Below are 24,707 nucleotides of genomic sequence, written 5' to 3'. Positions count from 1 at the left end.
CGGCCGGCGATCAGAATTCGCTGTTGGTGATCGTTTCGCCGGTGGCGTCGTAGACGGTGACGAGACCGTTGTCGCTGTGCTTCCAGTCCTTGAACGCGGACGTGATCAGTTCGGAGGGAGCCGCGCCCTTGCCCATCAGCCCGCCGGTGAAGTCGGTGTAGATGTCGGCGGTGTCCATGACGTTGTTCAGCTTCTCGGCGCCCTGGACCTTGGTGATGTGGGCGACGGCGGCCTTCTCCTTCGCGGAGCCGTTCTTGTTCACGAACGCCTTGAACTGGTCGGCCTGGGAGCCGGCCGCCTTCTTCTCGGGCTTCTTCCCGGACTTCTTGTCCGCCTTCTTGTCGGCGGTGTCCGTGACCGAAGTGCCCTTGTCGGAGGAGGCGTTGCCGCCCTTGTCGTCGGTCGATGCCGAGCAGGCGCCGAGAGCGACGATGCCTGCGACGACGCCGAGCGTGACCTTGACCTTGATGCCCATGACTGTTCTCCCCCTTGTGAACCGGCTCCGTCTGAACCGATGGGTCAATAGAAGCAGAGCCTGTGAACCGAGTCAACACGGTTCATGATGAATCATCGGTTCACGCTGTGAAGTGGGTGCTGCGCGCCGTAGGGCTATGCTCGGCGCCACAGCCACAGGTGTACGCGTACGAGGGGAGTGGCCAGGTGCCGGAGAACACGGCAGAGGTGACCGCCGCCGGGATCGCCCGGCTCGCGGGAGTGGGCAGGGCGGCCGTCAGCAACTGGCGGCGCCGTCACGCCGACTTCCCCAAGCCGGTCGGCGGCACCGAGACCAGCCCTTCCTTCGCGCTGCCCGAGGTCGAGCTGTGGCTCCGCGACCAGGGAAAACTGGCCGAGGTGCCGCTCCGTGAGCGGGTCTGGCAGCAGCTGGCCGGCCACCCGTCGGGCGCCGTCACCGCACTGCGCCACGCGGGCTGCGCGCTCCTTCTCGTACGGGAACGGCCCCGCGCCTGGCTGAAGTTGGCGGCCGTCTCCGACGAGCAGCTCGCCCGGGTGCTGCCGACCGCCTTCGCGGAGGTGCTCCTGGCGCGCTTCGGTGTCCCCGGCTCCCTGACCACCCCCACCGCGGCCGACCTGCTCCCCTCCGTCCCCCTGCTGCGAGCCGCCACCGAGCTGGCCGCCGAGACCGGGGCCTGCGAGGCCTTCGAGTTCCTGCTCGGCCGCCACCTCGACGCCAATCCCCGCCAGTACACGCTCACCCCGCAGGGCCCCGCCGAGCTGATGGCCGCCCTGGCCACGCCCGCAGCCGGCCCCCCGGCACGGACCGTCCTCGACCCCGCGTCGGGCACCGGCTCCCTGCTCCGTGCCGTACGCGAAGCCACCGTGCTCCACGCCCAGGAGTCCGACCCCGAACTCGCCGCCCTCACCGCGCTGCGCCTCGCCCTGCACTCCGGCGCCGAGGTCGAGGTCAGGACCGGCGACACCCTGCGCGCGGACGCCTTCGGGCAGCTCGCCGTCGACGCGGTGCTCTGCCACCCGCCGTTCAACGAACGCAACTGGGGCCACGACGAACTGGCCTACGACCCCCGCTGGGCCTACGGCTTCCCGGCCCGTACGGAATCCGAACTGGCCTGGGTCCAGCACGCGTTGGCCCACCTGCGCGAAGGCGGCACCGCCGTCCTCCTGATGCCCCCGGCCGTCGCGTCCCGCCGCTCCGGCCGCCGCATCCGCGCCGACCTGCTGCGCCGCGGCGCCCTGCGCGCCGTGATCGCCCTCCCCGCCGGCGCCGCGCCCCCGTACGGCATCCCGCTCCACCTCTGGGTCCTGCGCAGGCCCGGCGCCGGACAGGCCCCCGCACCCCAGGTGCTGCTGATCGACGCGGCGGGCGGCAGCGAGAGTGGCCGCGACAAGCTGTCCTGGCCCGCCGTGCAGAGCACGGTCCTGGACGCCTGGGGCCCCTTCGACCGCACCGGCACCGCCGAGGAGCAGCCGGGTGTCAGCCGGGTGCTGCCCGTCATCGAACTCCTCGACGACGACGTCGACCTGGCCCCGGCCCGCCATCTGCCGCCCCCGGCCGGCGACCGGGGCGCGGCCGCGCTCGATGCCGTACGGGAAAGACTGGCCGACACCCTGCGCCGCACCACCGAGCTCACCCCGCCGCCCGCCGAGCCGGTGGCGCGGCCCGCGCACCGTACGCTCACCACCGTCGGTGAACTGGCACGCGCAGGAGCTCTGTTGCTGCGGGCGGGCGGTGCGGGAGCCGCCCCCGAGGGCGGCGGGGCCGACGCCGTCCGCGTCCTCACCGAACATGACGTCCTCGCCGGTACGGAACCGTCAGGAACCCTCCCCGAGGGCCCGGCCGAGGAGCCGGTGCGCACCGAGGCGGGCGACGTGGTCGTGCCCGTGCTGGGCGGAGGGTCGGTGGCGCGGGTCGTCGACGAGGCCACCGCGGGCGCGGCCCTCGGCCGCAATCTGCATCTGCTGCGGTGCGACCCGGCGGCGCTCGACCCGTGGTTCCTCGCCGGATTCCTGCGCGGCACCGCCAACCACCGCCAGGCCAGCAGCTATGCGTCGACCTCCACCCGGCTGGACGTCCGCCGCCTCCAGTTGCCGCGCCTGCCGCTCGCCGAGCAGCAGCACTACGGTGCGCGCTTCCGCGATCTGGCCCGGTTCGAGGACGCGTTGAGGACGGCGGGAAGACTGGGTGAACAGCTGGCGCAGGGGCTGTACGACGGGCTGACGGATGGCACGGTGACCCCGCAGTAACGAGTTGCACAACGGTTCGGTACAACCCTGGGGCCGTTGTCGGTGTCGGTGTATACGCTCGGAAACACTCAGTTCGGTACGTCATCAGGAGCAGCCATGTACGGCCCGGCGCCGTCCATCAAGAGCGGCAACATGGCCGTGCGCGTCAGCGTGCGCGTGCTTTTGACGATCTGTGCCCTGGGCACCATCGGGATCCTCTCCTGCGGCCCGCTCTTCCGGGTCGCGTCCCTTCGCCGCCGCTGGTGGGACTGGACGATCGCCACGGTCAGCGTGCCGCTGGGCATCGGCTGTTTCGCGACGGTCGGCACCGTGGAGGAGACGAACCACTGGGGGGACGCGGCCCTGGTCGTGCTCATGCTGATGGGCGTGTCCAGTGCGACGTACTACCTGATCGTGGACCTCCAGCACCCGCGTGTGCCGCGCCGACTGCCCGCCCCCGCACCGTATTTCGGCCCCCGGACCACGCTCGGGCAGTACGGCCCCTACCAGCCCTACGCGGAGACCGTGCCCGTCGCACCGCCCGTCCAGCCCGTCGCGCCGCAGTCCCCGCCGCAGCTCCCGCCGCAGCCCCAGCACCCCATACCGCAGCCCCGAATAGACCAGGTCCGCGCCGAGCTGGACGAGCTCAGCGACCTCCTCCGCAAGAGGCCCGAAGGGCCGCAGGGGCAGGGCCGTTGACCGGCGGCCGCGTCATCGCGGAGCGGTACGAACTGGCCACCCTCATCGGCCAGGGCGGCATGGGCCAGGTCTGGACGGCGTACGACCAGCGGCTCGACCGCCGGGTCGCGGTGAAGCTGCTGCGCCCCGACCGGGTCGCGGGCGCGGCCGACGCCGACGAGCTGCGCCGCCGCTTCGTCCGCGAGTGCCGGGTCACCGCCCAGGTCGACCACCCCGGCCTGGTCACCGTCCACGACGCGGGGAACGACAGCGACGACCTCTACCTCGTCATGCAGTACGTCGAGGGTGCCGACCTCGCCGACCATCTGGCCGAGCACGAGCCCTTCCCCTGGCCGTGGGCCGCCGCGATCGCCGCCCAGCTGTGCGCCGTGCTCTCCGCCGTGCACGCGGTGCCGATCGTCCACCGCGACCTCAAGCCCCGCAACGTCATGGTGAAGCCCGACGGCACCGTCACCGTCCTCGACCTCGGTGTCGCCTCCGTCCTGGACACCGACACCACCCGCCTCACCCATACCGGCTCGCCGATCGGCAGTCCCGCGTACATGGCGCCCGAGCAGGCGATGGGCGGCGCGGTCGGCCCGTACACCGACCTCTACGCCCTCGGTGTGCTCCTGCACGAACTCCTCAGCGGGGACGTGCCGTTCGCCGGATCGACCGTGCTCGGCGTGCTCCACCGCCACCTCTACGAACCGCCCCAGCCGGTCCGTCAGATCAGGCCCGAGGTCCCCGAGCCGCTCGAAGCCCTCGTACTGAGGCTGCTCGCCAAGGACCCCCAGCACCGGCCCGCCTCCGCCCAGGAGGTGTACGAACTGCTGGCCCCGCTGCTGCCGGCCCGGACCCCGGCCCCGACCGCTCCGACCGGCCCGCTCGACCCCACGCGCCCCTTCCTGCGCCCGCACGCCCCCTGGCCCGACCGCGCCGCGACACCGCCCCCCGCACAGCCCGCGCCACCGGCGATGGCGCAGGGCAGACCCGATGTGGCGGGCGCGGTCGACGAGGTCAAGCAGCTGCTCGGCGAGGGCCGCATCACCCAGGCCGTGGACATCCTCGGTTCGATCCTCCCGGCCGCCGCCGATGAGCACGGCGAGAAGTCCCCGGTGGTCCGCATCCTGCGCAAGCAGTACGCGGCGACGCTGATGGACGACGGGCAGTTCCGCCGCGCCCTGCCCGAACTGCGCCGCCTCGCGGACGACCGCGCGGCGGATTCCGGCCTGGCGGACCCGCAGGCGCTGCAGTTCCGCTTCGACGCGGCCCAGTGCCTGGAGCAGCTCGGCGAAGCCGCGGCGGCGCTGGCCGAATACCGCGCGATCCTGCCGTACTACGAGAACGCGTACGCGACGGGAAACGATCCCGCCCGCGCCTTCGAAATCCGCCACCGCGTGGGCCACTTGCTGCTCGCACTCGGCGACCACGCGGCGGCGCACCACCAGCTGCAGGCCCTGCTGTACGACACCGAGCGAGCGTACGGACCGCACCACCCGCTCCCGGTCGACCTGCGGCGAATGCTGGAGCGGCACCGCGAGATGCGGCGTACGTAGCGGCCCCAAAGCCCGTGAGCGTAACCCCGAATTTATCAACTGTCCCTGTTTGGAGCCCCCTTGTCCCTCCACCGCATGTCGAAGAGACGCCGCCACATCGCCTGGGCCGTCGGCGGCGTGACCGTCCTGGCGGGCGGCGCGGTGACCGCGTACGCCACCGTGTCGACGCCCACCCTGTCCAACACCTCGGCGGCGGCCCGCCCCAAGCCGGCCGTCTTCACCGGCAACGCCTTCGACGCCTGCACCGCCCCGTCCCTGGCCGCCATGAAGGCCTGGCGCACGAGCTCCTCCTACCGTGGCGCCGCCGTCTACATCGGCGGCAAGAACCGCGGCTGCGCGCAGCCCAACCTCACCGCGTCCTGGGTGAAGTCCGTCGACGCGGTGGGCTGGAAGCTCATTCCGCTGTACGTCGGCGCCCAGCCGCCCTGCCAGAGCGGCACCCGCAACGAGAAGATGACGACCACCAACGCCGCGTCGCTCGGCGCCACCGACGGCAACGACGCGATCGCCAAGGCGGCCGCGCTCAACATGAAGCCGGGCAGTGCGCTCTACCTCGACATGGAGTCGTACGACATCACCAACACCGCCTGCAACAACGCGGTGATCGCCTACGTCAAGGCCTGGGACCACGCGCTGCACGCCAAGGGCTACTGGGCGGGCTTCTACGGCTTCTCGACCACCAGCGCCAAGGCCGTCGTCAACACCGCGAACCACAGCGAGATCCCCGACGTCCTCTGGTACGCCAAGTACGACAACGTCAACTCCACCACCACGGGCTTCCCGTTCGACGCCAAGCGCTGGACCGGCCACCGCCGCGGCCACCAGTACGCGGTCAACGCGAAGGTGAGCCACGGCGGGTACACGATCACGCTCGACCGTGACGCGTGGGACGCGCCGGTCGCGATCGTGGCGAAGTAGGTTCGGCAACTCCCTCCCTGCGGGCGCGGGTTCAGCGCGCCCGCAGGAACGCGGAGGTGGACACCTGGCCGACCTTCTTCAGCCGGGTGTCGCCCGCCAGGTGCTTCTCCAGCGCCTCGCCGACGCCCTCCCAGCTCGGGTCCCCGCAGTCGTCGAGGACCACGATGCCGCCGGGCGCCACGATCTCCTCGACCCACTCCAGGTCGGCGGCGACGCCCTCGAAGGAGTGGTCGCCGTCCACGATGATCACGCCGTACTCACGGTCGGAGACCTCGGCCCGTACTTCCGGATCGCCCGAGAAGCCCTGCCTGATGCGCGCCTCGGCGCCCGAACGCCCGCCGCCGAGCAGCAGATTGGCGCGTACGACGTCCTCGCGGACCGGCGTCCCCGTCGGATCGGACCAGGCCGCGGTGCCCGGCTGCAGCTGTGAGCCCGCGAGAGGGTCGACGATCGTGAGGCGCGGCTCGATGCCCGAGCGGTGCAGCATCCTGCTGAGCGCGGCGGCGAACATCCCGTAGAGCGTGCCGATCTCCAGGACGTCGGCGTTCGGCGGCTTCAGCAGCGGGATGGTGGCGAGCTTCCCGCAGATGTTGGAGGTGCCGCCTGCGAGACGGCCGACGCCCAGGGCCTCCAGAGCGATCACATTGCGGTAGGCGACGGTGGCATTGCGGCGCGCGAGAGCCTCGTTGACGACGACCTCCGTGATCTCGGCGACGAGGGAGTCCATCTGGGCGGCGTCGGGCATGCGGTGGATGCCGCGGCCGGTGGAGTCGACCAGCATTTTCAGGGCGTAGCTGCTGCGGCGCATGGCTTTCAGCTCGCCCTGGGCGGTGGTCAGTTCGCCCCGCAGGGTGCTGAGCTCGCGCCTGAAATCGGCGGTGAGGGCCTTCTGGGCGCGCCTGACGAGTCGGGAGGGCAGAAGTGCTGACATCGTGAAATCGCTTCCGGAAAAGGGGAGTTGGGGGCTCCGGTGGGTGGCTGATCGGCGACCGTACGCCGTGTGTGCGCCCGGTGGGCCATCTGCGTGCACTAGGCGAATGAACTCTTCGTGACGGCCCGGCGGCGTGCGTACGCGAGGGGCAGCAGCCCGGTCGCGAGCAGCCCGAGCAGGCCGACCGCGCCGACCCGGAGGCCGGCCGCGAGCCCCGGCGGACGGAAGGTGCAGGCGACGGACGAGGCGCTGCCGTCGAGGGGTACGGAGACCAGGCCCAGATAGGCCGTCGCAGGGCGAGCGGGGTGGTCCCCGGCCCGGCAGCTCCAGCCCTCGATGGCCGGCATCGCGAAGACCGCCGTGCCCCGGGACCCGGGCGGCAGTTCGGCCCGTATCGAGGTGTCCGTGACCCGGACGGAGGTGGCGCCGGTCGCCTTGAGCCCGTCGACGGCCGCGGTGAGCCTGGCAGGGTCCAGGCAGCCCGTCAGGGCGTCGAGGGTGCCGCCCTGACCGTGGGCCGCCGTGGCGCCGGGCGCGGTGCCCAGCGGCTGGAGTGCCGCACTGCGGGCGGGGCGGCCGCCGCGCATCTCGGCCAGGTTCCTGCCGAGAATCGCGTTCTTTCCGAGCGCCACGTATCCGAAGTGGTCCGGCGCCCAGACGAACACCTCGGTGCCTGCCGGGCACTTCGCGCCGTGCCCGACCGTTGTATAGACCGAGGAGCCGAGCAGCACTTCCTGATTGCGGAAGGGGGAAGAGGTGAAGTGCGGCACGGGGCCCGGTGGCCGTACGGTCACCAGCGGTGCCACGCTGCTCCTGCTCACCGACGTCTCCCCGCCCTTCACCCAGTGCGCCCGCGCCCCGACCGCGAACAGCGCATCGGTGACCGGGTTGTCGAGGCTCTGCAGATTGCGCCCGCGCGAGGTCCAGCCGCCGCCGAGCGCCTGCATGGTCCTGGTCAGGACGTCCGGGGTCATGCTGCTGTAGTACGCGCCGCCCTGGCCGCCGACCAACAGGGGGTCGTTGCCGGTGAGTTGGGTGCGCCCGGGATCGGTGCGGTAACCGGGCCAGCCGTCCGCGCCGCTCACCGCCTCCGCACGGGCCGTGTGTTCCTGCCCCCAGTTGGGATAGTCGTCGAGCCGCTGGACCCGCGCCCGGTCGCCGTACGCCACGGTCACCGCCGCCTGTCCGACCAGCGCCGAGACGATCAGCAGCGCGGCCAGCCGCCCGAAGCCGCGATGGCGGCCGATGAGCAGCCCGGCCGCCGAGGCGGCGAGCCCGGCGACGAAGACCGGATACGTCCAGTGCGAGACGAGCCCCCCGCTGAAGGCCGCCCCGGCACCCGCCACGGCCAGCACCCCGACACCGCCGAAGAGCGCGCGCCCCCCCGGCAGCCCGTACGACAGACAGCTCCAGGCGGCGATCACCAGCAGGCCGCTGAGGACGAAGGTCTCGCGGTACGGGCTGCCGTTGGGGGTGACGAAGGCGTGCCACATCAGATGGGTCGGTTTCCACTGAAGGGAGAGCGCGACGAGGAGGGCGAGCGCGGGCCAGGCGTACCGCTCACGGGCGGGCACGCCCCGGTGGAAGACCAGGGTGCAGGCGAGGAGCAGGGCGCCGGAGCCGAGGAAGAGGGCGGGGGAGGCGAAGCTGTACGTCGCCGGGAGCAGCCGGGCGAGGAAGTCGGGCAGGCCGACGGGGCGGAACTCCGTGGTCCGGCCGGGGAAGGCGTTCTTCGTGCCGAGATAGACGGTGAAGAGAAGAGGAGCGGACAGCGCGATGCCGAGAGCGACGGACCGCGCGGCACGCACAAGCCCCCACACCCGCTCCCGTACCACCGGCTCCTCCAGCACCAGCCGCACCACTAGCACCAGGCCGGCACCGATGGTCGCCATGTACGCGGTGTAGAAGTTCGCGGTCCAGACGAGGGCGACGACCAGCGGCCCCAGCACGCGGCGGCGCCCGGTCCGTGCCCACTCGCCGACCAGGCAGAGAAGCGGAAAGGCGATGAGCCCGTCCAGCCACATGGTGTTGTACGTGCCCTCGAGGACCGACCAGCCGCAGAGCGCGTACGAGGCTCCGAGCACCCCCGCGAGCCAGCGGTGGCGACCGCGGTCGCGCAGGGCGAGGAGCAGCACGGTCATGGCGACGGCGGCGGAGGCCATTTTCAGCACGGTGATCGCGTAGACGGCGAGATCGATGTGGTCGCGCGGGAAGAGGGCGACGAGCGGGGCGAAGGGGCTGCTCACATACGTACCGAGGTCGGGCAGGAAGGAAGTCCCGTACCCGGACTGCCAGTTCAGCAGCAACCCGCCGTCGGTGCGGCCGTGCAGCAGGTCCCAGAGGTGGGCGTGGAAGGGAACGTACTCATTGCCCAGATCGTTCACACTGCGCCGGTGGCGCCCGAAAGGCGCGACCCGCGCGACGGCGTCGGCGCCGCACACGGCGACGACCGTGATCAGCGCGGCCAGGGCGGCGGCGCGGGCGCGGGGCCGGTCGCGCTTCAGGCGCTGTGGGCCGGGGGCGCCGGACTGGCGGGGGAGGCGGAGGCGGGGGGCCTGGAGAGTGGGCATCGGGATCCTTCTGCGGGTCGCTGCCGCCGAATATGCCGGACCGATGCGGACAAAAGAGCAGGTGCGAAGCGCAGTTCACGCAATGGTCGCCGCGCGGTCACCTGCGCCGGGGAGCCGTGGGGGGACCGGTGATGGTGCTGAGGGGCACAGTCGGGGAAGATGGCGCGGTATCCCCGCCGGAATACACAGAGGAACGACGCCCCCGGAGCCCGTGCACCCATGACCCTGACCGCCGCCACCGCACCGATAGCGCAGATGATCCGCTTCGCCCTGGTCGGCGGGGTCAACACCGGCACGTACTACATCTGCTATCTGGCCCTGCTGACCGAGCTGCCGTATCTCGCGGCGCACACGCTGGCCTTCATCCTCTCCATGATCGGCTCGTTCTTCCTGAACGCGTACTTCACGTACCGCATACGCCCGACGTGGCGGAAGTTCGTGCTCTTCCCGCTCACCAACGCGGCCAATTTCGTGATCACGACCTTCGGCGTGTACGCGCTGGTCGATCTGGCCCACTTCAGCAGCACTTGGGCGCCTCTGGTCGCCGCGGTGGCCGCCATTCCCATCACTTTTGTGGTTTCGCGGACGATCATGCTCCGCCCCGACAACCGTCAAGCCTCCGAATCGTTGGGCGAATCAGTGGCTCAGACCACGCCGACTGCCTAACATCGATCACCGCAAGGCTTTGTGCACCGCCGCACAATCTCGCCGCCCGGGAGGCTCCTTTGCACCGCCGCCGTCGCACTGCGCTCTCCGTCTCCGCCGCGCTCCTCTGCGCAGCCCCATTCCTCGCCGCCTGCGGCAGTGACGCCCATCCGGGAGCCGCAGCCGTCGTCGGCGGCCAGCGGATCGCCGTCTCCTCGGTGCAGGCCCAGGTCAAGGACGTACGGACAGCGCAGGCGGGCTCCGCGAACGCCGCGGACCTGGTCAAGAACACCGGCCAGCTCGGCCGCGCCAAACTGCACACCCTGATCTTCGACCAGGTGCTGGCACGTGCTGCGGACGACGCCGGGATCAAGGTGTCCCGCAAGGAGATCCAGGACGCCCGCAAGTCGTGGATCCAGCAGGCGGGCAGCGAGGAGAAGGTGGAACAGACGCTGCTCCAGCAGAACGGCATCGCCCCCTCGCAGATCGACGATTTCGCACGCGAGCAGGTCCTCGTGAGCAAGCTGGCAAGCCAGTTGGGTGTGGATCCCACGTCGCAGGCGGGCAACAAGCAGCTGCTGACGGTGCTGTCCGACGCCTCCAAGAAGCTGAAGATCGACGTCAACCCGCGCTACGGCGAGTGGAACAACCAGCAGGTGGCACTGGACAACGCCAAGGCGCCCTGGATCACCCAGGTGACGAAGGAGCCACAGCCGGCGGCGCAGGCAGGCGCCTGACACGCACCCGCACATCCCGGGCCCACATCAGTGAGCGGGGTCCGGGGCGGAGCCCCGTGACGTCACAGCGGGAGGGGGCGGGCCAGGGGACTCCGCTCGAGCAGCGGCCCACCCCGGCCCTCCCCGCCCCGCGGGATAACGTCAACGGGTGACCCCAGAAGAATCCGCCGCCCCCGGCCGCATCGTCCTCCTCACCACCAGCCACAGAGTCGCCCCCGGCCTCCTCTCCTGGCCGGCCTGGCAGACCCTGCAAGAAGCCGACCGCGTGCTCTGCGCAGATACAGCGCACCCCCACCTCCCCTACCTCCGCGAGGCAGGCATCGAGGTCGAGCACACGGCACCGGACGCCCAGGACCTGGTGGACGACTGCGCCGGCGGCCGGACCCTGGTGGTCATCCCCACCGGCGGCGGCGAGGGCGACCAGCGCCTCACCGACTCCCTGGCCCGCCTCGCCGGCAGCGGCCGCGTACAGATGCCCGCCCTGGAACTGCTCCCCGCCTCCTACGACCTCCCCGGCGCCCGCCTCCTCGACCTCGTCCAGGTGATGGACCGGATCCGCCGCGAGTGCCCCTGGTCCTCGCAGCAGACCCACAAGGGCCTCGCCAAGTACGGCATCGAGGAGGCGTACGAACTCGTCGAGGCCATCGAGGACGGCGACCGCACCGAGCTCCGCGAGGAACTGGGCGACGTACTCCTCCAGGTCGTCTTCCACGCGCGCATCGCCCAGGAGGACCCCGAGGAGCCCTTCTCCATCGACGACGTCGCGGCGACGATCGTGGAGAAGCTGATCCACCGCCACCCCCACGTCTTCGGCGACGAGACGGCCGAGACCCCCGAGGACGTCAAGGCCCACTGGCTGCGCACCAAGGCCATCGAGAAGCAGCGCGACTCGGTGACCGAGGGCGTCCCGCTCGGCCAGCCCGCCCTCGCGCTCGCGGCCAAGCTGACATCCCGCGTACGTACGGCAGCCCTCGACGTCCCCCTCCCCACGGGCACCGGCGTCGGCTACCAACTCCTCGCCCTGGCCGCCGAGGCCGAGGCGCAGGGCACGGACCCCGAGGCCGCCCTGCGCGCGGCGGCCCGCGCCTACCGGGACGCGATCCTCGCGGCAGAGGGTGTGGAGCGGTGACCGCGGCGCCCCAACCCGAGCTGTTCACCTGGGAGTTCGCGACCGACCCGTACCCCGCGTACGCCTGGCTGCGCGAGAACTCCCCGGTCCACCGGACCACACTCCCCAGCGGTGTGGAGGCCTGGCTGGTCACCCGGTACGCGGACGCCCGCGAAGCCCTGGCCGACCAGCGGCTCTCCAAGAACCCCGCGCACCACGCCGAGCAGGACCACGCCAAGGGCAGGACGGGCATCCCCGGCGAGCGCAAGGCCGAGCTGATGACGCATCTGCTCAACATCGACCCGCCGGACCACACCCGGCTGCGCCGCCTGGTCTCCAAGGCCTTCACCCCGCGCACGGTGGCGGAGTTCGCCCCGCGCGTGCAGGAGCTGACGGACCGCCTCATCGACAACTTCGCGCAGAAGGGGGAGGCGGACCTCATCCATGACTTCGCCTTCCCGCTCCCCATCTACGCGATCTGCGACCTGCTGGGCGTCCCGCGCGAGGACCAGGACGACTTCCGCGACTGGGCCGGGATGATGATCCGGCACGGCGGCGGCCCGCGCGGGGGAGTGGCCCGCTCGGTCAAGAAGATGCGCAACTACCTCGCCGAACTCATCCACCGCAAACGCGAGAACCCCGGCGACGACCTGATCTCCCACCTCATCAGCGCCTCGGACCACGGCGAGCACCTCAGCGAGAACGAGGCCGCCGCGATGGCCTTCATCCTTCTCTTCGCCGGCTTCGAAACCACCGTCAACCTCATCGGCAACGGCGTCCACTCCCTCCTCCAGAACCCCACCCAGCGCGAGCGCCTCCAGTCCTCGCTGGCGGCGGGAGAGACCGAGCTGCTGGCCACCGGAGTCGAGGAACTGCTGCGCTACGACGGCCCGGTCGAGCTCGCCACCTGGCGCTTCGCCACCGAAGCGCTGACGCTGGGCGGCCAGGACATCGCCGAGGGCGACCCCGTGCTCGTCGTCCTCGCGGCCGCCGACCGCGACCCGGAGCGCTTCACCGCGCCCGACACCCTCGATCTCTCCCGAAGTGACAACCAGCACCTCGGATACGGCCACGGAATCCACTACTGCCTCGGTGCGCCGCTCGCCCGCCTGGAGGGCAGGACGGCCCTCGCCACGCTCCTCACTCGCCTCCCTGACCTGCGACTTGCGGGAGATCCTGCCGATTTGCGCTGGCGCGGCGGGCTCATCATGCGTGGACTGCGCACGCTTCCGGTGGAGTTCACGGCCGAACAGAACTGACGCTCCGTCAAGACTGTGACTTTCACGTGATCTGCGCTGCATCGACTTGTGACCCGCGTTCGATTCCGGCTAGGTTCGCCGTTCGACTCATCCGTCACACGGAAGGCCCTCGCATGAGCTCCGGGAACGGTCGGCATCGCCGCCCTCGTCAGGCTCCCGCTTTTGTCGTAGCGGCAGGAGTGACGGGTTCGGCCATCGCGATTCCGCTTCTCGCCGCAACGGGCGCCCACGCGGCGGACTCCAGCACCTGGGACCGGGTCGCACTCTGCGAGAGCGGCGGCATGTGGAGCGCCGACCTCGGCAACGGCTACTACGGCGGTCTGCAGTTCTCGCAGGAGAAGTGGGACACCTACGGCGGCTCGCAGTACGCGGCGCGCGCCGACCTCGCCAGCCGCGCCCAGCAGATCGCGGTGGCCCAGAAGGTCCTCGACGCGGAGGGCACCAAGCCCTGGGCGAGCTGCGCGGAGATCTCCGGCCTGGCGAACGCGGCCGAGGCCGGTGCGACTCCGTCGGTCGACCCCGGCGCCACGAACACCGCGACACCCGCGCCGACGGATTCGGCGACGCCGGCCCCCTCGGACACGGAGACGTCGACTCCGTCCGCAACCCCCTCGCAGTCCGCGAAGCCCGACGCCACGGCCACGCCCGCACCCTCCGCGAGCGCGGACGCGGACAAGGGCGCGGACCAGGGCAAGGGGCAGGGCCAGGGCAAGCACCGCGGCGGAACGGACGCGTCGGACACCTCCGACACGTCGGGCACGGGCCGCGACACCGGCCGCCACGCCTCCCGCGGTGACGCCACGGATCGCTCCGAAGCCGCCGCAGGCGACTACACGGTCCGCACCGGCGACAACCTCTGGGCCATTGCGGACGCACACGACATCAAGGGCGGCTGGCCGGCGCTCTACGCGGCCAACGAGAAGACCGTCGGCTCGGATCCGGACCTCATCGTTCCTGGTCAGAGCCTCGATTTGGGCTGAAAAGCGGGGCAGTTGGGGCGCTAATGTCCCAATTTGAGCAACTGAGACAAGGGTCTCTTCACCCTCCGCTCATGCCCGGTTCGTTCCGTACGTCCAACCCGTCGCCCACCTGCACACATGTGGTCTTCCTGTGTGCAAGCAGCGGCTTTTCGCCCCGATGTTCGTCTTTGAACATCGGGGCGACCTGTGTTTACGGTTCAGGCCGCTCGTCAAAGCGAGCACCAGCGACCGTCACGCCGAATCCTGCCGTCGGTCGCTCGGGATACTCGACGCGTAAAGCGCCGTAGGCAGGAGCGGGGGACCCAGGTAAGTGCCGGGAGACCGGCTTGGGGTTAAGCCGAGCGCTAGGACGCTCGGCCGGGCAACTCATTGGCCCGAACCCGACAGCTCACCTCGTAGGCGTCGGTGAGGAGATTCCGCATGCTGTTTTCCAGCAAGTCCAAGCACCGCCGCCCCTCGAAGGCCGTTCGCTACACCATGCTCGCCGGCATCACCGGTGCCGCTGTGGCCGCGCCTCTGATCGGCGCCACCTCGGCCTCCGCCGCCTCCGTCTCCACCTGGGACGCTGTCGCCCAGTGCGAGTCCGGCGGCGACTGGTCGATCAACACGGGCAACGGTTACTACGGTGGCCTGCAGTTCTCCGACTCCAGCTGGGCCGCCGCCGGCGGTACGCAGTACGCCCAGCACGCCAACGAGGCGACCAAGGACCAGCAGATCGCCACGGCCGAGAAGCTGCTCGACATGCAGGGCCCGGGTGCCTGGGCCTGCGCCGGCGCCGGCAACCTGAGCAACGACGGTGTCGACCCGGGCGTCAGCACCGACTCCGGCAACTCGGCGTCGAGCGACTCGTCCTCCAGCGACTCGTCCTCGTCCTCGTCCGACAACTCGTACTCCGCGGACTCCAGCTCCTCCTCGGACAGCTCGTCCTCGGACGACTCGGCCCAGGCCCCCGCCGCGGAGACCCCCGCGCCGAAGGCGTCCTCCTCGTCCTCGTACGAGAAGGGCGACGGCGAGTACAAGGTCAAGACCGGCGACACCCTCAGCAAGATCGCCGAGTCGCACGACACGACCTGGCAGAAGCTGTTCAAGGCCAACGGCGACATCGTCAAGAACGCCGACCTGATCTACCCGGGCCAGCAGCTGCACCTCAGCTGATAGCTGAACCAGCCGGAGCCGATCCAGGCTCCCCCCAGGGCACCCCGGCCCGGCGCGACATCCCCCGTTCGCGCCGGGCCGGGGTTTTCAGCTATTACCGGGCAGTAACTTTCAGGTCCTTCGCCCTGCAATACTCGACTTTGGGCCCTTTTTCGTCCCAGGGGCCGGTCGCACGGCTGGCCGAACCCCGCCAGCCGGTTAGGCTCTTGTCGCAAGGCCAAAGCGACCCTGCACCCCATAGCGTCACATCCCATAAGGAGATGCTCGTGCCGTCCATCGACGTCGTCGTAGCCCGGGAAATCCTGGACTCCCGAGGCAACCCCACGGTCGAGGTCGAGGTCGGCCTCGACGACGGCAGCACGGGTCGTGCTGCTGTTCCGTCTGGTGCCTCCACCGGTGCTTTCGAGGCCATTGAGCTCCGTGACGGTGACCCCAACCGTTACCAGGGCAAGGGTGTCGAGAAGGCCGTCCTCGCCGTCATCGAGCAGATCGGCCCGGAGCTCGTCGGTTACGACGCCACCGAGCAGCGCCTGATCGACCAGGCGATGTTCGACCTCGACGCCACGGAGAACAAGGGTTCCCTCGGCGCGAACGCCATCCTCGGCGTCTCGCTCGCCGTGGCCCACGCCGCCTCCGAGGCCTCCGACCTGCCGCTGTTCCGCTACCTCGGTGGCCCGAACGCGCACCTGCTGCCCGTCCCGATGATGAACATCCTCAACGGTGGGTCGCACGCCGACTCCAACGTCGACATCCAGGAGTTCATGATCGCCCCGATCGGCGCGGAGTCCTTCTCCGAAGCCCTTCGCTGGGGTGCGGAGATCTACCACACGCTGAAGAAGGTCCTGAAGACCAAGGGTCTCTCGACCGGTCTCGGCGACGAGGGCGGCTTCGCCCCGAACCTCGAGTCCAACCGCGCCGCCCTGGACCTCATCATCGAGGCCATCAAGGAGGCCGGTTACGTCCCCGGCAAGGACGTCGGTCTGGCGCTCGACGTCGCCGCGTCCGAGTTCTACAAGGACGGCAAGTACGAGTTCGAGGGCAAGTCCCGCTCGGCCGCCGAGATGACCGAGTACTACGAGGAGCTCGTCTCCGCGTACCCGATGGTCTCCATCGAGGACCCGCTGTACGAGGACGACTGGGCGGGCTGGAAGGTCCTCACCGACAAGCTGGGCGCCAAGGTCCAGATCGTCGGCGACGACCTCTTCGTCACCAACCCGGAGCGCCTCGCCCGCGGCATCGACGAGGGCTCGGCCAACGCCCTGCTCGTCAAGGTCAACCAGATCGGTTCGCTGACCGAGACCCTGGACGCCGTCGAGCTGGCGCAGCGCAACGGCTTCAAGTGCATGATGTCCCACCGCTCCGGTGAGACCGAGGACGTCACCATCGCCGACCTCGCGGTCGCGGTGAACTGCGGCCAGATCAAGACCGGCGCCCCGGCCCGTTCGGACCGCGTCGCCAAGTACAACCAGCTGCTGCGCATCGAGGAGATCCTCGACGACGCGGCGGTGTACGCGGGCCGCAGCGCCTTCCCGCGCTTCAAGGGTTAATCGCCCTAAGCCTCCACGCGTCCCCGCACACGGTCCCGTACCGTGTGCGGGGACGCAGGCGCGTAAAGGCGCGTATCGGGGAGGCGGAGAGACGACATGGCAGCGGACAAGCGGGACCGGTTCTCCACTGCGACCAGGATCCGCGTCCTCGGCGAGCAGACCGCCGCCCGCGTCTACCGCTCGCAGACCCGCCGCCAGGCCCGCCGCTCCCGCCTCACCGGGCGGGCCGCGCTCCTTGTCATGGTCGTGTGCACGCTGATCGTGGCGCTCGCGTATCCGATGCGGCAGTACGTCTCCCAGCGCGCGGACATCGCCGACCAGCGCAAGCAGTCGCAGGACGCGCGCAAGCGGGTCGAGGAGCTGCGCGACGAGAAGGCCCGGCTCCAGGACCCCGCGTACATCGAGCGCCTGGCCCGCGAGCACCTTCATTACCTACGGCCGGGGGAGACCGGCTTCACGGTCGTCGACCCGGACGCCCGTACGACGAGCACCGACGACCAGGGCGCCGCCGACCGCCCCTGGTACTCCAACCTCTGGGACGGCGTGGACAACGCCGACCGCCACTGACGACACGACACGTAACGGAAGCACGATGCAGACGCCCCCTCCGCAGACCGAGTCCACCGCGCCCACCGACGCGGACATCGCCGCCTTCCAGGAGCAGCTGGGCCGCCCGCCGCGCGGGCTGCGCGCGATCGCCCACCGTTGCCCGTGCGGCAATCCGGATGTGGTCGAGACGGCCCCCAAGCTGCCCGACGGCACGCCCTTCCCGACGACCTTCTACCTCACGTGCCCGCGCGCGGCCTCCGCGATCGGCACCCTCGAGGCGAACGGCGTCATGAAGGAGATGACGGAGCGCCTGGCGACGGACCCCGAGCTCGCGGCCGCGTACCGCAAGGCGCACGAGGACTACATCGCCCGCCGCGACGCGATTGAGGTCCTGGAGGGCTTCCCGAGCGCGGGCGGCATGCCGGACCGCGTGAAGTGCCTGCACGTCCTGGTGGGGCACTCGCTGGCCGCGGGCCCGGGTGTGAACCCGCTGGGCGACGAGGCGATCGCGATGCTGCCCGAGTGGTGGGCGAAGGGCCCGTGCGTGGCGCCGTGCGGCGAGAAGGACTCCGAGTGACCCGCGCGGCCGCCATCGACTGCGGTACGAACTCGATCCGTCTCCTCGTCGCCGACGCGGACCCTGCCACGGGTGAACTCGTGGACCTGGACCGGCGGATGACGATCGTCCGGCTCGGCCAGGGCGTCGACAAGACCGGCCGGCTCGCCCCCGAGGCGCTGGAGCGGACCTTCGCGGCGTGCCGCGAGTACGCGGAGGCCATCAAGGCCCATGGCGCGGAGAAGGTGCGCTTCGTGGCCACGTCCGCCTCGCGCGATGCCGAGAACCGCGACGAGTTCGTGGCGGGGGTCCGGGAGATCCTGGGCGTCGAGCCCGAGGTGATCACGGGAGAGGAGGAGGCCGAACTCTCCTTCTCCGGTGCCACGGCAGAGGTGCAGACCGGGGACCCGGAGCCTCACAGCGAACGATTTCTCGTCATCGACGTGGGCGGCGGCTCCACCGAATTCGTGACCGGCAGCAGCACCGTGGAGTCCGCCCGTTCCGTCGACATCGGCTGTGTTCGGCTCACGGAACGCCACGGTCTGACGGGCGACCCGCTCACCGGCGAGCAGATCGCCGCCGTCCGCGCCGATATCGACAAGGCCCTCGACGAGGTCGCCGAGACCGTTCCGCTCACCGACGCCCACACCGTGGTCGGCCTGGCCGGCACGGTCACCACCCTGGCCGGGATCGCGCTCGGCCTTCCGGCCTACGACTCGGCCGCCATCCACCGCTCCATGCTGGCGTACCACCAGGTCAAGTCGATCACGAACCGCCTGATCCGGGCGACGCACGCGGAACGTGCGGCGATCCCGGTCATGCACCCCGGCAGGGTGGACGTGATCTGCGCCGGGGCGCTCATCGTTCTCGCGATCATGGAGCGCACCGGAGCCCGCGACATCGTCGTTTCGGAGCACGACATCCTCGACGGGATCCTCTGGTCCCTCGTCTGATCGATCAGGCGAAAAAAACTTCGTGAACTACTTCACAAGGAAAAAGGGTCTGTTGGTCGACGGGGAGGGGCTTATGGCCCTCCTACGCGGTCCGCAGGGCCTGCATGCACGCAATTCGGGCAGCCCACGGCGTGTTACGGCGGCGTTAATTTCATCAGTGGTCTACGGGCCGGTAAGCCGTGAAGGCCACGTCAGCGGGGGTGTACAACGCACCCCCGGGCCCCTTGGTTCCTTGCGCGACCATGACCTGTGTCACGCGAGCCGCGCAGTGTAGCAGAGGCACCACCGATGCTTGTGAAGGGGCTCACGAGCACCCCCCGCATTGGGGGTGGATACTCGATGGCATGAGCACCACGGAGCGTCCCAGGATCCTCGTAGTAGGTGGCGGGTACGTAGGCCTGTACGCAGCACGACGCATCCTCAAGAAGATGCGTTACGCGGAAGCGACCGTCACGGTCGTCGACCCGCGCTCGTACATGACGTACCAGCCCTTCCTCCCAGAAGCCGCCGCAGGCAGCATCTCTCCCCGTCACGTCGTCGTCCCGCTGCGACGCGTGGTGCGTGGAGCCGAGGTGCTCACCGGCCGCGTCACGACCATCGACCAGGACCGCAAGGTCGCCACCGTCGCGCCGCTCGTCGGCGAGGCGTACGAGCTGCCCTTCGACTACCTGGTGATCGCGATGGGTGCGGTCTCCCGCACCTTCCCGATCCCCGGCCTGGCCGAGCAGGGCATCGGCATGAAGGGCGTGGAAGAGGCCATCGGCCTCCGCAACCACGTCCTGGAGCAGCTCGACAAGGCCGACTCCACGACCGACGAGGACGTCCGCCGCAAGGCGCTGACCTTCGTCTTCGTGGGTGGCGGCTTCGCCGGCGCCGAGACCGTGGGCGAGGTGGAGGACATGGCGCGCGACGCGGCCAAGTACTACACCAACGTCAAGCGCGAGGACATGCGCTTCATCCTCGTCGACGTCGCCGACAAGATCCTTCCCGAGGTCGGGCCCGAGCTCGGCACCTGGGGCAAGGAGCACCTCGAGGGCCGCGGCATCGAGGTCTACCTCAAGACCGGCATGGACTCCTGTGTGGACGGCCACGTCGTCCTCAACAACGGCCTCGAGGTCGACTCCAACACCCTGGTGTGGACCGCGGGCGTCAAGCCCAACCCGGCGCTCTCGCGCTTCGGCCTCCCGCTCGGCCCCCGCGGCCACGTGGACGCCCAGCCGACGCTCCAGGTCACCGGTACGGACTACATCTGGGCCGCGGGCGACAACGCCCAGGTCCCGGACCTCGCCGCGATCAAGGCGGGTACGCCGCCCGAGCGCGCCTGGTGCCCGCCGAACGCCCAGCACGCGCTGCGTCAGGCCAAGGTCCTCGGCGACAACGTCATCTCCGGCATGCGGGGCTTCCCGCAGAAGGAGTACAGCCACGCCAACAAGGGTGCGGTGGCGGGCCTCGGCCTCCACAAGGGCGTCGCGATGATCGTCATGGGCAAGGTGAAGATCAAGCTCAAGGGCCGTCTCGCCTGGTACATGCACCGTGGCTACCACGGCATGGCCGTGCCCACCTGGAACCGCAAGATCCGCGTCTTCGCCGACTGGACCCTCGCGATGTTCCTCAAGCGCGAGGTCGTCTCGCTCGGCGCCATGGAGACTCCCCGCGAGGAGTTCTACGAGGCAGCCAAGCCGGCCCCGGCTCCGGCCGCGGTCAAGCCCGAGGGCGAGAAGGCCAAGGCCTCCTAGCTCCAGCAGTACCTGTTCAGCCCGAAGGGGCCGCTCGCCATCCGTGGTGCGGGCGGTCCCTTCGGCATTTCGTGACAGATATACATGTAGGCACCATGGATTTTGCGTTCTCATTACGCGGCATCGGGACTGCGTGACGGGGTCATCGGTGTTTACGTATTGCTGAGCATTTCCCATCCTTACGGAGGTGTGCGCCATGGCCGACGCCGCGTCGCGGCTGACCGCTCTTGCCGATGATCTGCTGGGGACACCGCTCCCGGTCCGCATCCGGGCCTGGGACGGCAGTGAGTCAGGGCCCCCCGGCGCCCCCGTCGTGGTCCTGCGCCACCGCCGCGCCCTGCGCCGGCTGCTCTGGAAACCCGGTGAACTCGGCCTCGCCCGGGCCTGGGTGGCCGGTGAGCTGGACATCGAGGGTGATCTGTACGAGGCGCTCGACCTCCTGGCCGGCCTCCTCTGGGAGCGCGGAGCCGACGCCAAGGACGCGGTCCATCCGATACGCAATCCGGCACTGCGCGCCGCCGCCCGCGAGCTGCTGACCATCGCAGGGCCGTTCCCTCCACCCCCACCACCACCGGAGGAACTGCGCCACCGCCGCGGGGTGGTGCACACCAAGCGCCGCGACAAGAAGGCGATCAGCCACCACTACGACGTGGGCAACGACTTCTACTCACTCGTCCTGGGCCCGTCCATGGTCTACTCCTGCGCGTACTTCGAGGACGCGGACACCACCCTCGAAGAGGCCCAGCGCGCCAAGCTCGACCTGGTCTGCCGCAAGCTCGACCTCAAGGAAGGCATGCGGCTGCTCGACGTCGGCTGCGGCTGGGGCTCGATGGCGATCCACGCGGCACGCGAGTACGGCGTCCAGGTCACCGGTGTGACGCTCTCCACCGAGCAGGCCGCGTTCGCCCGCAAGCGCATCGCCGAGGAGGGCCTCACCGACCGGATCGAGATCAGGGTCCAGGACTACCGCGACGTCCATGACGGTCCGTACGACGCGATCTCCTCCATCGGCATGGCCGAGCACGTCGGCTCGACCCGCTACCGCGAGTACGCCGACGACCTCTACGCCCTCCTCAAGCCGGGCGGCCGGCTGCTCAACCACCAGATCGCCCGCCGCCCCGAACGCGACGAATCGGCGTACCACATCGACGACTTCATCGACCGTTACGTCTTCCCCGACGGCGAACTCGCGCCGGTCGGCCGCACTCTGGCGACCCTGGAGGAGGCCGGCTTCGAGGCCCGCGACGTGGAGGTGCTCCGCGAGCACTACGCCCTCACCCTTCGCCAGTGGGTCGCCAACCTGGAGGCGCGGTGGCCCGAGGCGGTACGGATGACGAGCCCGGGCCGGGCGAGGGTCTGGCGGCTCTACATGGCCGCGTCCGCGCTCTCCTTCGAACGCAACCGGATCGGCGTCAATCAGATCCTGGCCGTGAAGACCCCGGAGGACGGGGCTTCGGGGGTGCGGCTGCGGCCGCGGCGCTGGGGCTGAGGCGCGCGGGCGTGTGACATGCGGCGGGCCCCGGACATCTCCTGTCCGGGGCCCGCCGCCGTACGTACAACTCCCTTGCCGCTACTCCGTCTTGATCGCGGTCAGCATGTTCAGCCTGGCCGCGCTGCGGGCCGGCCACAGGGCGGCGAGGATGCCGACGACGCCCGCGAGCACGATGAAGATGCCGATCCGCTCCCAGGGCAGGACGAGGGCGTACCCGGGGATGGAGTCCTTCAGGGTCTCGCCGAGCGCCCAGGCCAGGAAGGCGCCCAGGCCGACGCCGATCACCGCGCCGTAGATCGAGATGACGACCGCTTCGAGACGGACCATCCGCTTGATCCGGCGGCGGTCGAGGCCGATCGCCCGCAGCATGCCGATCTCCTGCTGGCGCTCGAAGACCGACATGGCCAGGGTGTTGACGACGCCCAGGACGGCGATGAGCAGGGCCATGCCGAGCAGGCCGTACATCAGGTTGAGCATGGTGTTGACGATGCCGCCGAACATGTCACGGATGTCCTGCTGGTCCATGACCTCGATGGCGGGGTTGGCGCCGAGGGCGTCGACCAGCTTCTGCTCGTTGGCGGAGGTGGCGCCGCCGTCGAAGTCGACGTACACGGCGTTGATCTCGGGCTTTTCGGTGAGGTGCCGGTCGAGGGCGGCGGTGTCCATGACGATGCCGTTGGTGAACTCGTTGTCCTCATAGACGCCGCCGATGGTCAGCTCGCCCTTGGACTTGTCGGGGAAGGTCGCGGTGACCGTCTCGCCGGCCTTCCAGTTCTGCTGCTTCGCCAGCTTGTCGGAGACCAGGATCGAGCCCTTGGCGAGCGTGGACTGCGAGCCGGAGGTGACGTCGAGGCTGAGCAGCTGGTCGATGTCGGCGGGGTTGACGCCGGTGACGCCCTGCCCGGTCGTGCCCTTGCCCTTGCCCGCGAACTCCAGCCAGGCGGACTGGTCGGGGGAGTACGCGGTGACGCCCGGGGCGGCCGCGAGGGCCTTCACGGCGTCGGGGGACATGTGCTGCCCGTCGCCTGCCATCGCGACCAGGTAGTCGGCCTTGATGTTGTCGGTCGTCATCTTGTCGACGGCCTGGCCGAGCGTGACACCGAGCGTGGTGATGCCGGTGACCAGGGTCAGACCGATGGCGAGCGCGGCTGCCGTGGCTCCCGTACGGCGCGGATTGCGGACCGCGTTCTGCCCGGCGAGCTTGCCGGAGACGCCCCACACACCGATGAGCAGCGGGCGTACGAGGGCGATGACCGGCCGCGACAGGAAGGGGATCAGCACGATCACGCCGATCAGCGCGAGGAACGCACCGCCCGCGATGATCATCCGGCCGCTGTCGGTGGTCTGTCCCGCACCCATCACGATCAGACCGGCGCCGAGGAGGGTGAGGACCGAGCCGATGATGTTCCGTACGACCAGCGAGCGGCCCTGGGGGGTCGCGTGGACGCTGCTCATCGCGGCGACCGGCGGGATCTTCGCGGCGCGGCGGGCGGGCAGGTAGGCGGAGACCAGGGTGACCAGGACACCGACAGCGAAGGCGGCCAGGACGGTCACGGGCGAGATGAGCAGCGAGCCGCCGGGGACCTTCATCCCGAAGGACGACATCACCGGACGCAGCCCGGCCGCGAGCCCGATGCCCAGGCCGAAACCGATCGCCGAAGCGAGCAGGCCGACCAGGACCGCCTCGCCGAGCACCGAGCGGGTGACCTGCTTGCGGGAGGCGCCGACGGCCCGCATCAGGGCGAGTTCCCTGGTGCGCTGGGCGACCAGCATGGCGAAGGTGTTGTAGATGAGGAAGATGCCGACGAAGAGCGCGATGCCCGCGAAGGCGAGCAGTCCTGTCTTCATCGAGGAGAAGTTGGACTCGATCGACTTCGCCTGCTCCGCGGCCAGTTGGGTGCCGGTCTGGGCGTGGGCGTCCTTGGGGAGGACCTTCACGACCGCGTCGAGGAGCTGGGCGTCGTCCGCGCCGCCCTTGGCGGTGACGGTGACCGAGTCGAAGTAGCCGGGGGTGCCGTAGAGCGACTGCGCCTCGGCGGTGGAGAAGAGGCTGAGCGTGCCGCCCGCGCTGACCGCGCCGTCGTTGGTGGTGAAGATCCCGGAGAGGGCGTACGACTTCACCGGGCCGTTGCCCGCGATCCGTACGCTGTCCCCGACCTTCACCCCGGCCTTGTCGGCGGTCTCCTTGTCCAGCGCCACCTGGCCGTCCTTGGTGGGCGCGGCTCCGGTGGAGAAGGAGTAGTCGCCGGTGGGCGTGTAGTTCGCGCCGGTGCTCGACCAGCCCTGGCCGATCAGCTTGCCGTTCTTGTCGGCGACGCCGGCGAATCCGTCGACCTGGCCGGCGGCCTTGTCGACGCCGTTGATCGCCTGGATCCTGTCGACCGTGGACTGGGGCAGGCCCTTGCCTTCGCCGTCGTGCTCGACGGAGACGGCGACGTTGTCGTAGCTCTTCGCCGACTGGTTCTTGTAGGCGGAGCCGAGGGTGTCGGTGAAGACCAGGGTGCCGGAGACGAAGGCGACGCCGAGCATGACGGCGAGCACGGTCATCAGGAGCCTGGCCTTGTGCGCGAAGACATTGCGCAAGGCGGTACGGAACATGGTGTGTCAGTCCTGGGGTGTGGAGTGGCAGGGGGC

At 70.2% G+C, this 24,707-nt stretch carries 20 protein-coding genes and 1 riboswitch; of the genes, 16 read left to right on the top strand and 4 right to left on the bottom strand.

Going from position 1 to position 24,707, the window contains the following annotated elements; genetic code table 11:
• Positions 1-10 precede the first annotated feature (10 nt).
• Positions 11-475, bottom strand: a complete 465-nt coding sequence (locus AB0H78_RS24985) for a hypothetical protein (RefSeq protein WP_363236783.1) — start codon at positions 473-475, stop codon at positions 11-13.
• A gap of 185 nt (positions 476-660) precedes the next feature.
• On the opposite strand from AB0H78_RS24985, the gene AB0H78_RS24980 reads away from it, so the two are divergent.
• From AB0H78_RS24980 to AB0H78_RS24965, 4 genes are all read left to right on the top strand, one after another.
• Positions 661-2,721 carry an N-6 DNA methylase gene (locus AB0H78_RS24980; RefSeq protein ID WP_363236782.1) on the top strand — a complete coding sequence of 687 codons (2,061 nt, stop codon included), beginning with the start codon at positions 661-663 and terminating at the stop codon, positions 2,719-2,721.
• A gap of 96 nt (positions 2,722-2,817) precedes the next feature.
• A complete protein-coding gene (locus AB0H78_RS24975; protein WP_363236781.1) occupies positions 2,818-3,399 on the top strand; it encodes a hypothetical protein in 582 nt (193 codons plus the stop codon).
• Complete coding sequence (locus tag AB0H78_RS24970; protein WP_363236780.1) at positions 3,396-4,937, top strand: serine/threonine-protein kinase; 1,542 nt, start codon at positions 3,396-3,398, stop codon at positions 4,935-4,937. Before AB0H78_RS24975 ends, AB0H78_RS24970 begins: the two co-directional genes overlap by 4 nt.
• A 75-nt stretch (positions 4,938-5,012) precedes the next feature.
• On the top strand, positions 5,013-5,855 hold the full coding sequence (locus tag AB0H78_RS24965) for a glycoside hydrolase domain-containing protein (protein WP_363236779.1): 843 nt from the start codon (positions 5,013-5,015) through the stop codon (positions 5,853-5,855).
• A gap of 31 nt (positions 5,856-5,886) precedes the next feature.
• Here the strand turns inward: AB0H78_RS24965 and AB0H78_RS24960 are convergent, their stop codons facing one another.
• Both AB0H78_RS24960 and AB0H78_RS24955 read right to left on the bottom strand, forming a co-directional pair.
• Positions 5,887-6,786 (bottom strand): class I SAM-dependent methyltransferase, encoded by a 900-nt coding sequence (locus AB0H78_RS24960; protein WP_363236778.1) that lies wholly within the window; start codon positions 6,784-6,786, stop codon positions 5,887-5,889.
• Between the two features lie 98 nt (positions 6,787-6,884).
• On the bottom strand, positions 6,885-9,356 hold the full coding sequence (locus tag AB0H78_RS24955) for a YfhO family protein (protein ID WP_363236777.1): 2,472 nt from the start codon (positions 9,354-9,356) through the stop codon (positions 6,885-6,887).
• Positions 9,357-9,575: 219 nt separating this feature from the next.
• Between AB0H78_RS24955 and AB0H78_RS24950 the strand changes: the two genes are divergently transcribed.
• The 12 genes from AB0H78_RS24950 to AB0H78_RS24895 all read left to right on the top strand — a co-directional run bounded on the left by AB0H78_RS24950 (position 9,576) and on the right by AB0H78_RS24895 (position 22,070).
• Positions 9,576-10,022 (top strand): GtrA family protein, encoded by a 447-nt coding sequence (locus AB0H78_RS24950; protein ID WP_363236776.1) that lies wholly within the window; start codon positions 9,576-9,578, stop codon positions 10,020-10,022.
• Positions 10,023-10,081: 59 nt separating this feature from the next.
• Complete coding sequence (locus AB0H78_RS24945) at positions 10,082-10,738, top strand: SurA N-terminal domain-containing protein (RefSeq protein WP_363236775.1); 657 nt, start codon at positions 10,082-10,084, stop codon at positions 10,736-10,738.
• Positions 10,739-10,886: 148 nt separating this feature from the next.
• Complete coding sequence (locus tag AB0H78_RS24940) at positions 10,887-11,867, top strand: nucleoside triphosphate pyrophosphohydrolase (RefSeq protein ID WP_363236774.1); 981 nt, start codon at positions 10,887-10,889, stop codon at positions 11,865-11,867.
• Positions 11,864-13,105: a cytochrome P450 gene (locus tag AB0H78_RS24935; protein ID WP_363236773.1), complete on the top strand. Its 1,242-nt coding sequence runs from the start codon at positions 11,864-11,866 to the stop codon at positions 13,103-13,105. The genes AB0H78_RS24940 and AB0H78_RS24935 overlap by 4 nt, the downstream gene beginning before the upstream one ends.
• A gap of 113 nt (positions 13,106-13,218) precedes the next feature.
• Positions 13,219-14,085 (top strand): transglycosylase family protein, encoded by an 867-nt coding sequence (locus AB0H78_RS24930; protein WP_363236772.1) that lies wholly within the window; start codon positions 13,219-13,221, stop codon positions 14,083-14,085.
• 269 nt (positions 14,086-14,354) lie between these two features.
• Positions 14,355-14,502, top strand: a riboswitch (cyclic di-AMP (ydaO/yuaA leader).
• Positions 14,503-14,505: 3 nt separating this feature from the next.
• On the top strand, positions 14,506-15,240 hold the full coding sequence (locus AB0H78_RS24925) for a transglycosylase family protein (RefSeq protein WP_363236771.1): 735 nt from the start codon (positions 14,506-14,508) through the stop codon (positions 15,238-15,240).
• Positions 15,241-15,500: 260 nt separating this feature from the next.
• On the top strand, positions 15,501-16,787 hold the full coding sequence (gene eno, locus AB0H78_RS24920) for a phosphopyruvate hydratase (protein WP_363236770.1): 1,287 nt from the start codon (positions 15,501-15,503) through the stop codon (positions 16,785-16,787).
• Between the two features lie 96 nt (positions 16,788-16,883).
• On the top strand, positions 16,884-17,354 hold the full coding sequence (locus AB0H78_RS24915) for a septum formation initiator family protein (RefSeq protein WP_363236769.1): 471 nt from the start codon (positions 16,884-16,886) through the stop codon (positions 17,352-17,354).
• A gap of 25 nt (positions 17,355-17,379) precedes the next feature.
• Positions 17,380-17,913: a DUF501 domain-containing protein gene (locus tag AB0H78_RS24910; protein WP_363236768.1), complete on the top strand. Its 534-nt coding sequence runs from the start codon at positions 17,380-17,382 to the stop codon at positions 17,911-17,913.
• On the top strand, positions 17,910-18,845 hold the full coding sequence (locus tag AB0H78_RS24905; protein WP_363236767.1) for a Ppx/GppA phosphatase family protein: 936 nt from the start codon (positions 17,910-17,912) through the stop codon (positions 18,843-18,845). Before AB0H78_RS24910 ends, AB0H78_RS24905 begins: the two co-directional genes overlap by 4 nt.
• 344 nt (positions 18,846-19,189) lie before the next feature.
• Complete coding sequence (locus AB0H78_RS24900; RefSeq protein WP_363236766.1) at positions 19,190-20,581, top strand: NAD(P)/FAD-dependent oxidoreductase; 1,392 nt, start codon at positions 19,190-19,192, stop codon at positions 20,579-20,581.
• A gap of 196 nt (positions 20,582-20,777) precedes the next feature.
• A complete protein-coding gene (locus AB0H78_RS24895) occupies positions 20,778-22,070 on the top strand; it encodes a cyclopropane-fatty-acyl-phospholipid synthase family protein (protein ID WP_363236765.1) in 1,293 nt (430 codons plus the stop codon).
• An 81-nt stretch (positions 22,071-22,151) separates the two neighbouring features.
• Here the strand turns inward: AB0H78_RS24895 and AB0H78_RS24890 are convergent, their stop codons facing one another.
• The gene (locus tag AB0H78_RS24890; RefSeq protein WP_363236764.1) at positions 22,152-24,671 is read right to left on the bottom strand and encodes an FtsX-like permease family protein; all 2,520 of its coding nucleotides are present in this window, start codon (positions 24,669-24,671) and stop codon (positions 22,152-22,154) included.
• Positions 24,672-24,707 lie beyond the last annotated feature (36 nt).

This window comes from Streptomyces sp. NPDC050738, assembly GCF_040654175.1.
Classification (GTDB): Bacteria; Actinomycetota; Actinomycetes; order Streptomycetales; family Streptomycetaceae; genus Streptomyces.
This window is presented reverse-complemented; position numbering and strand designations above follow the sequence as displayed.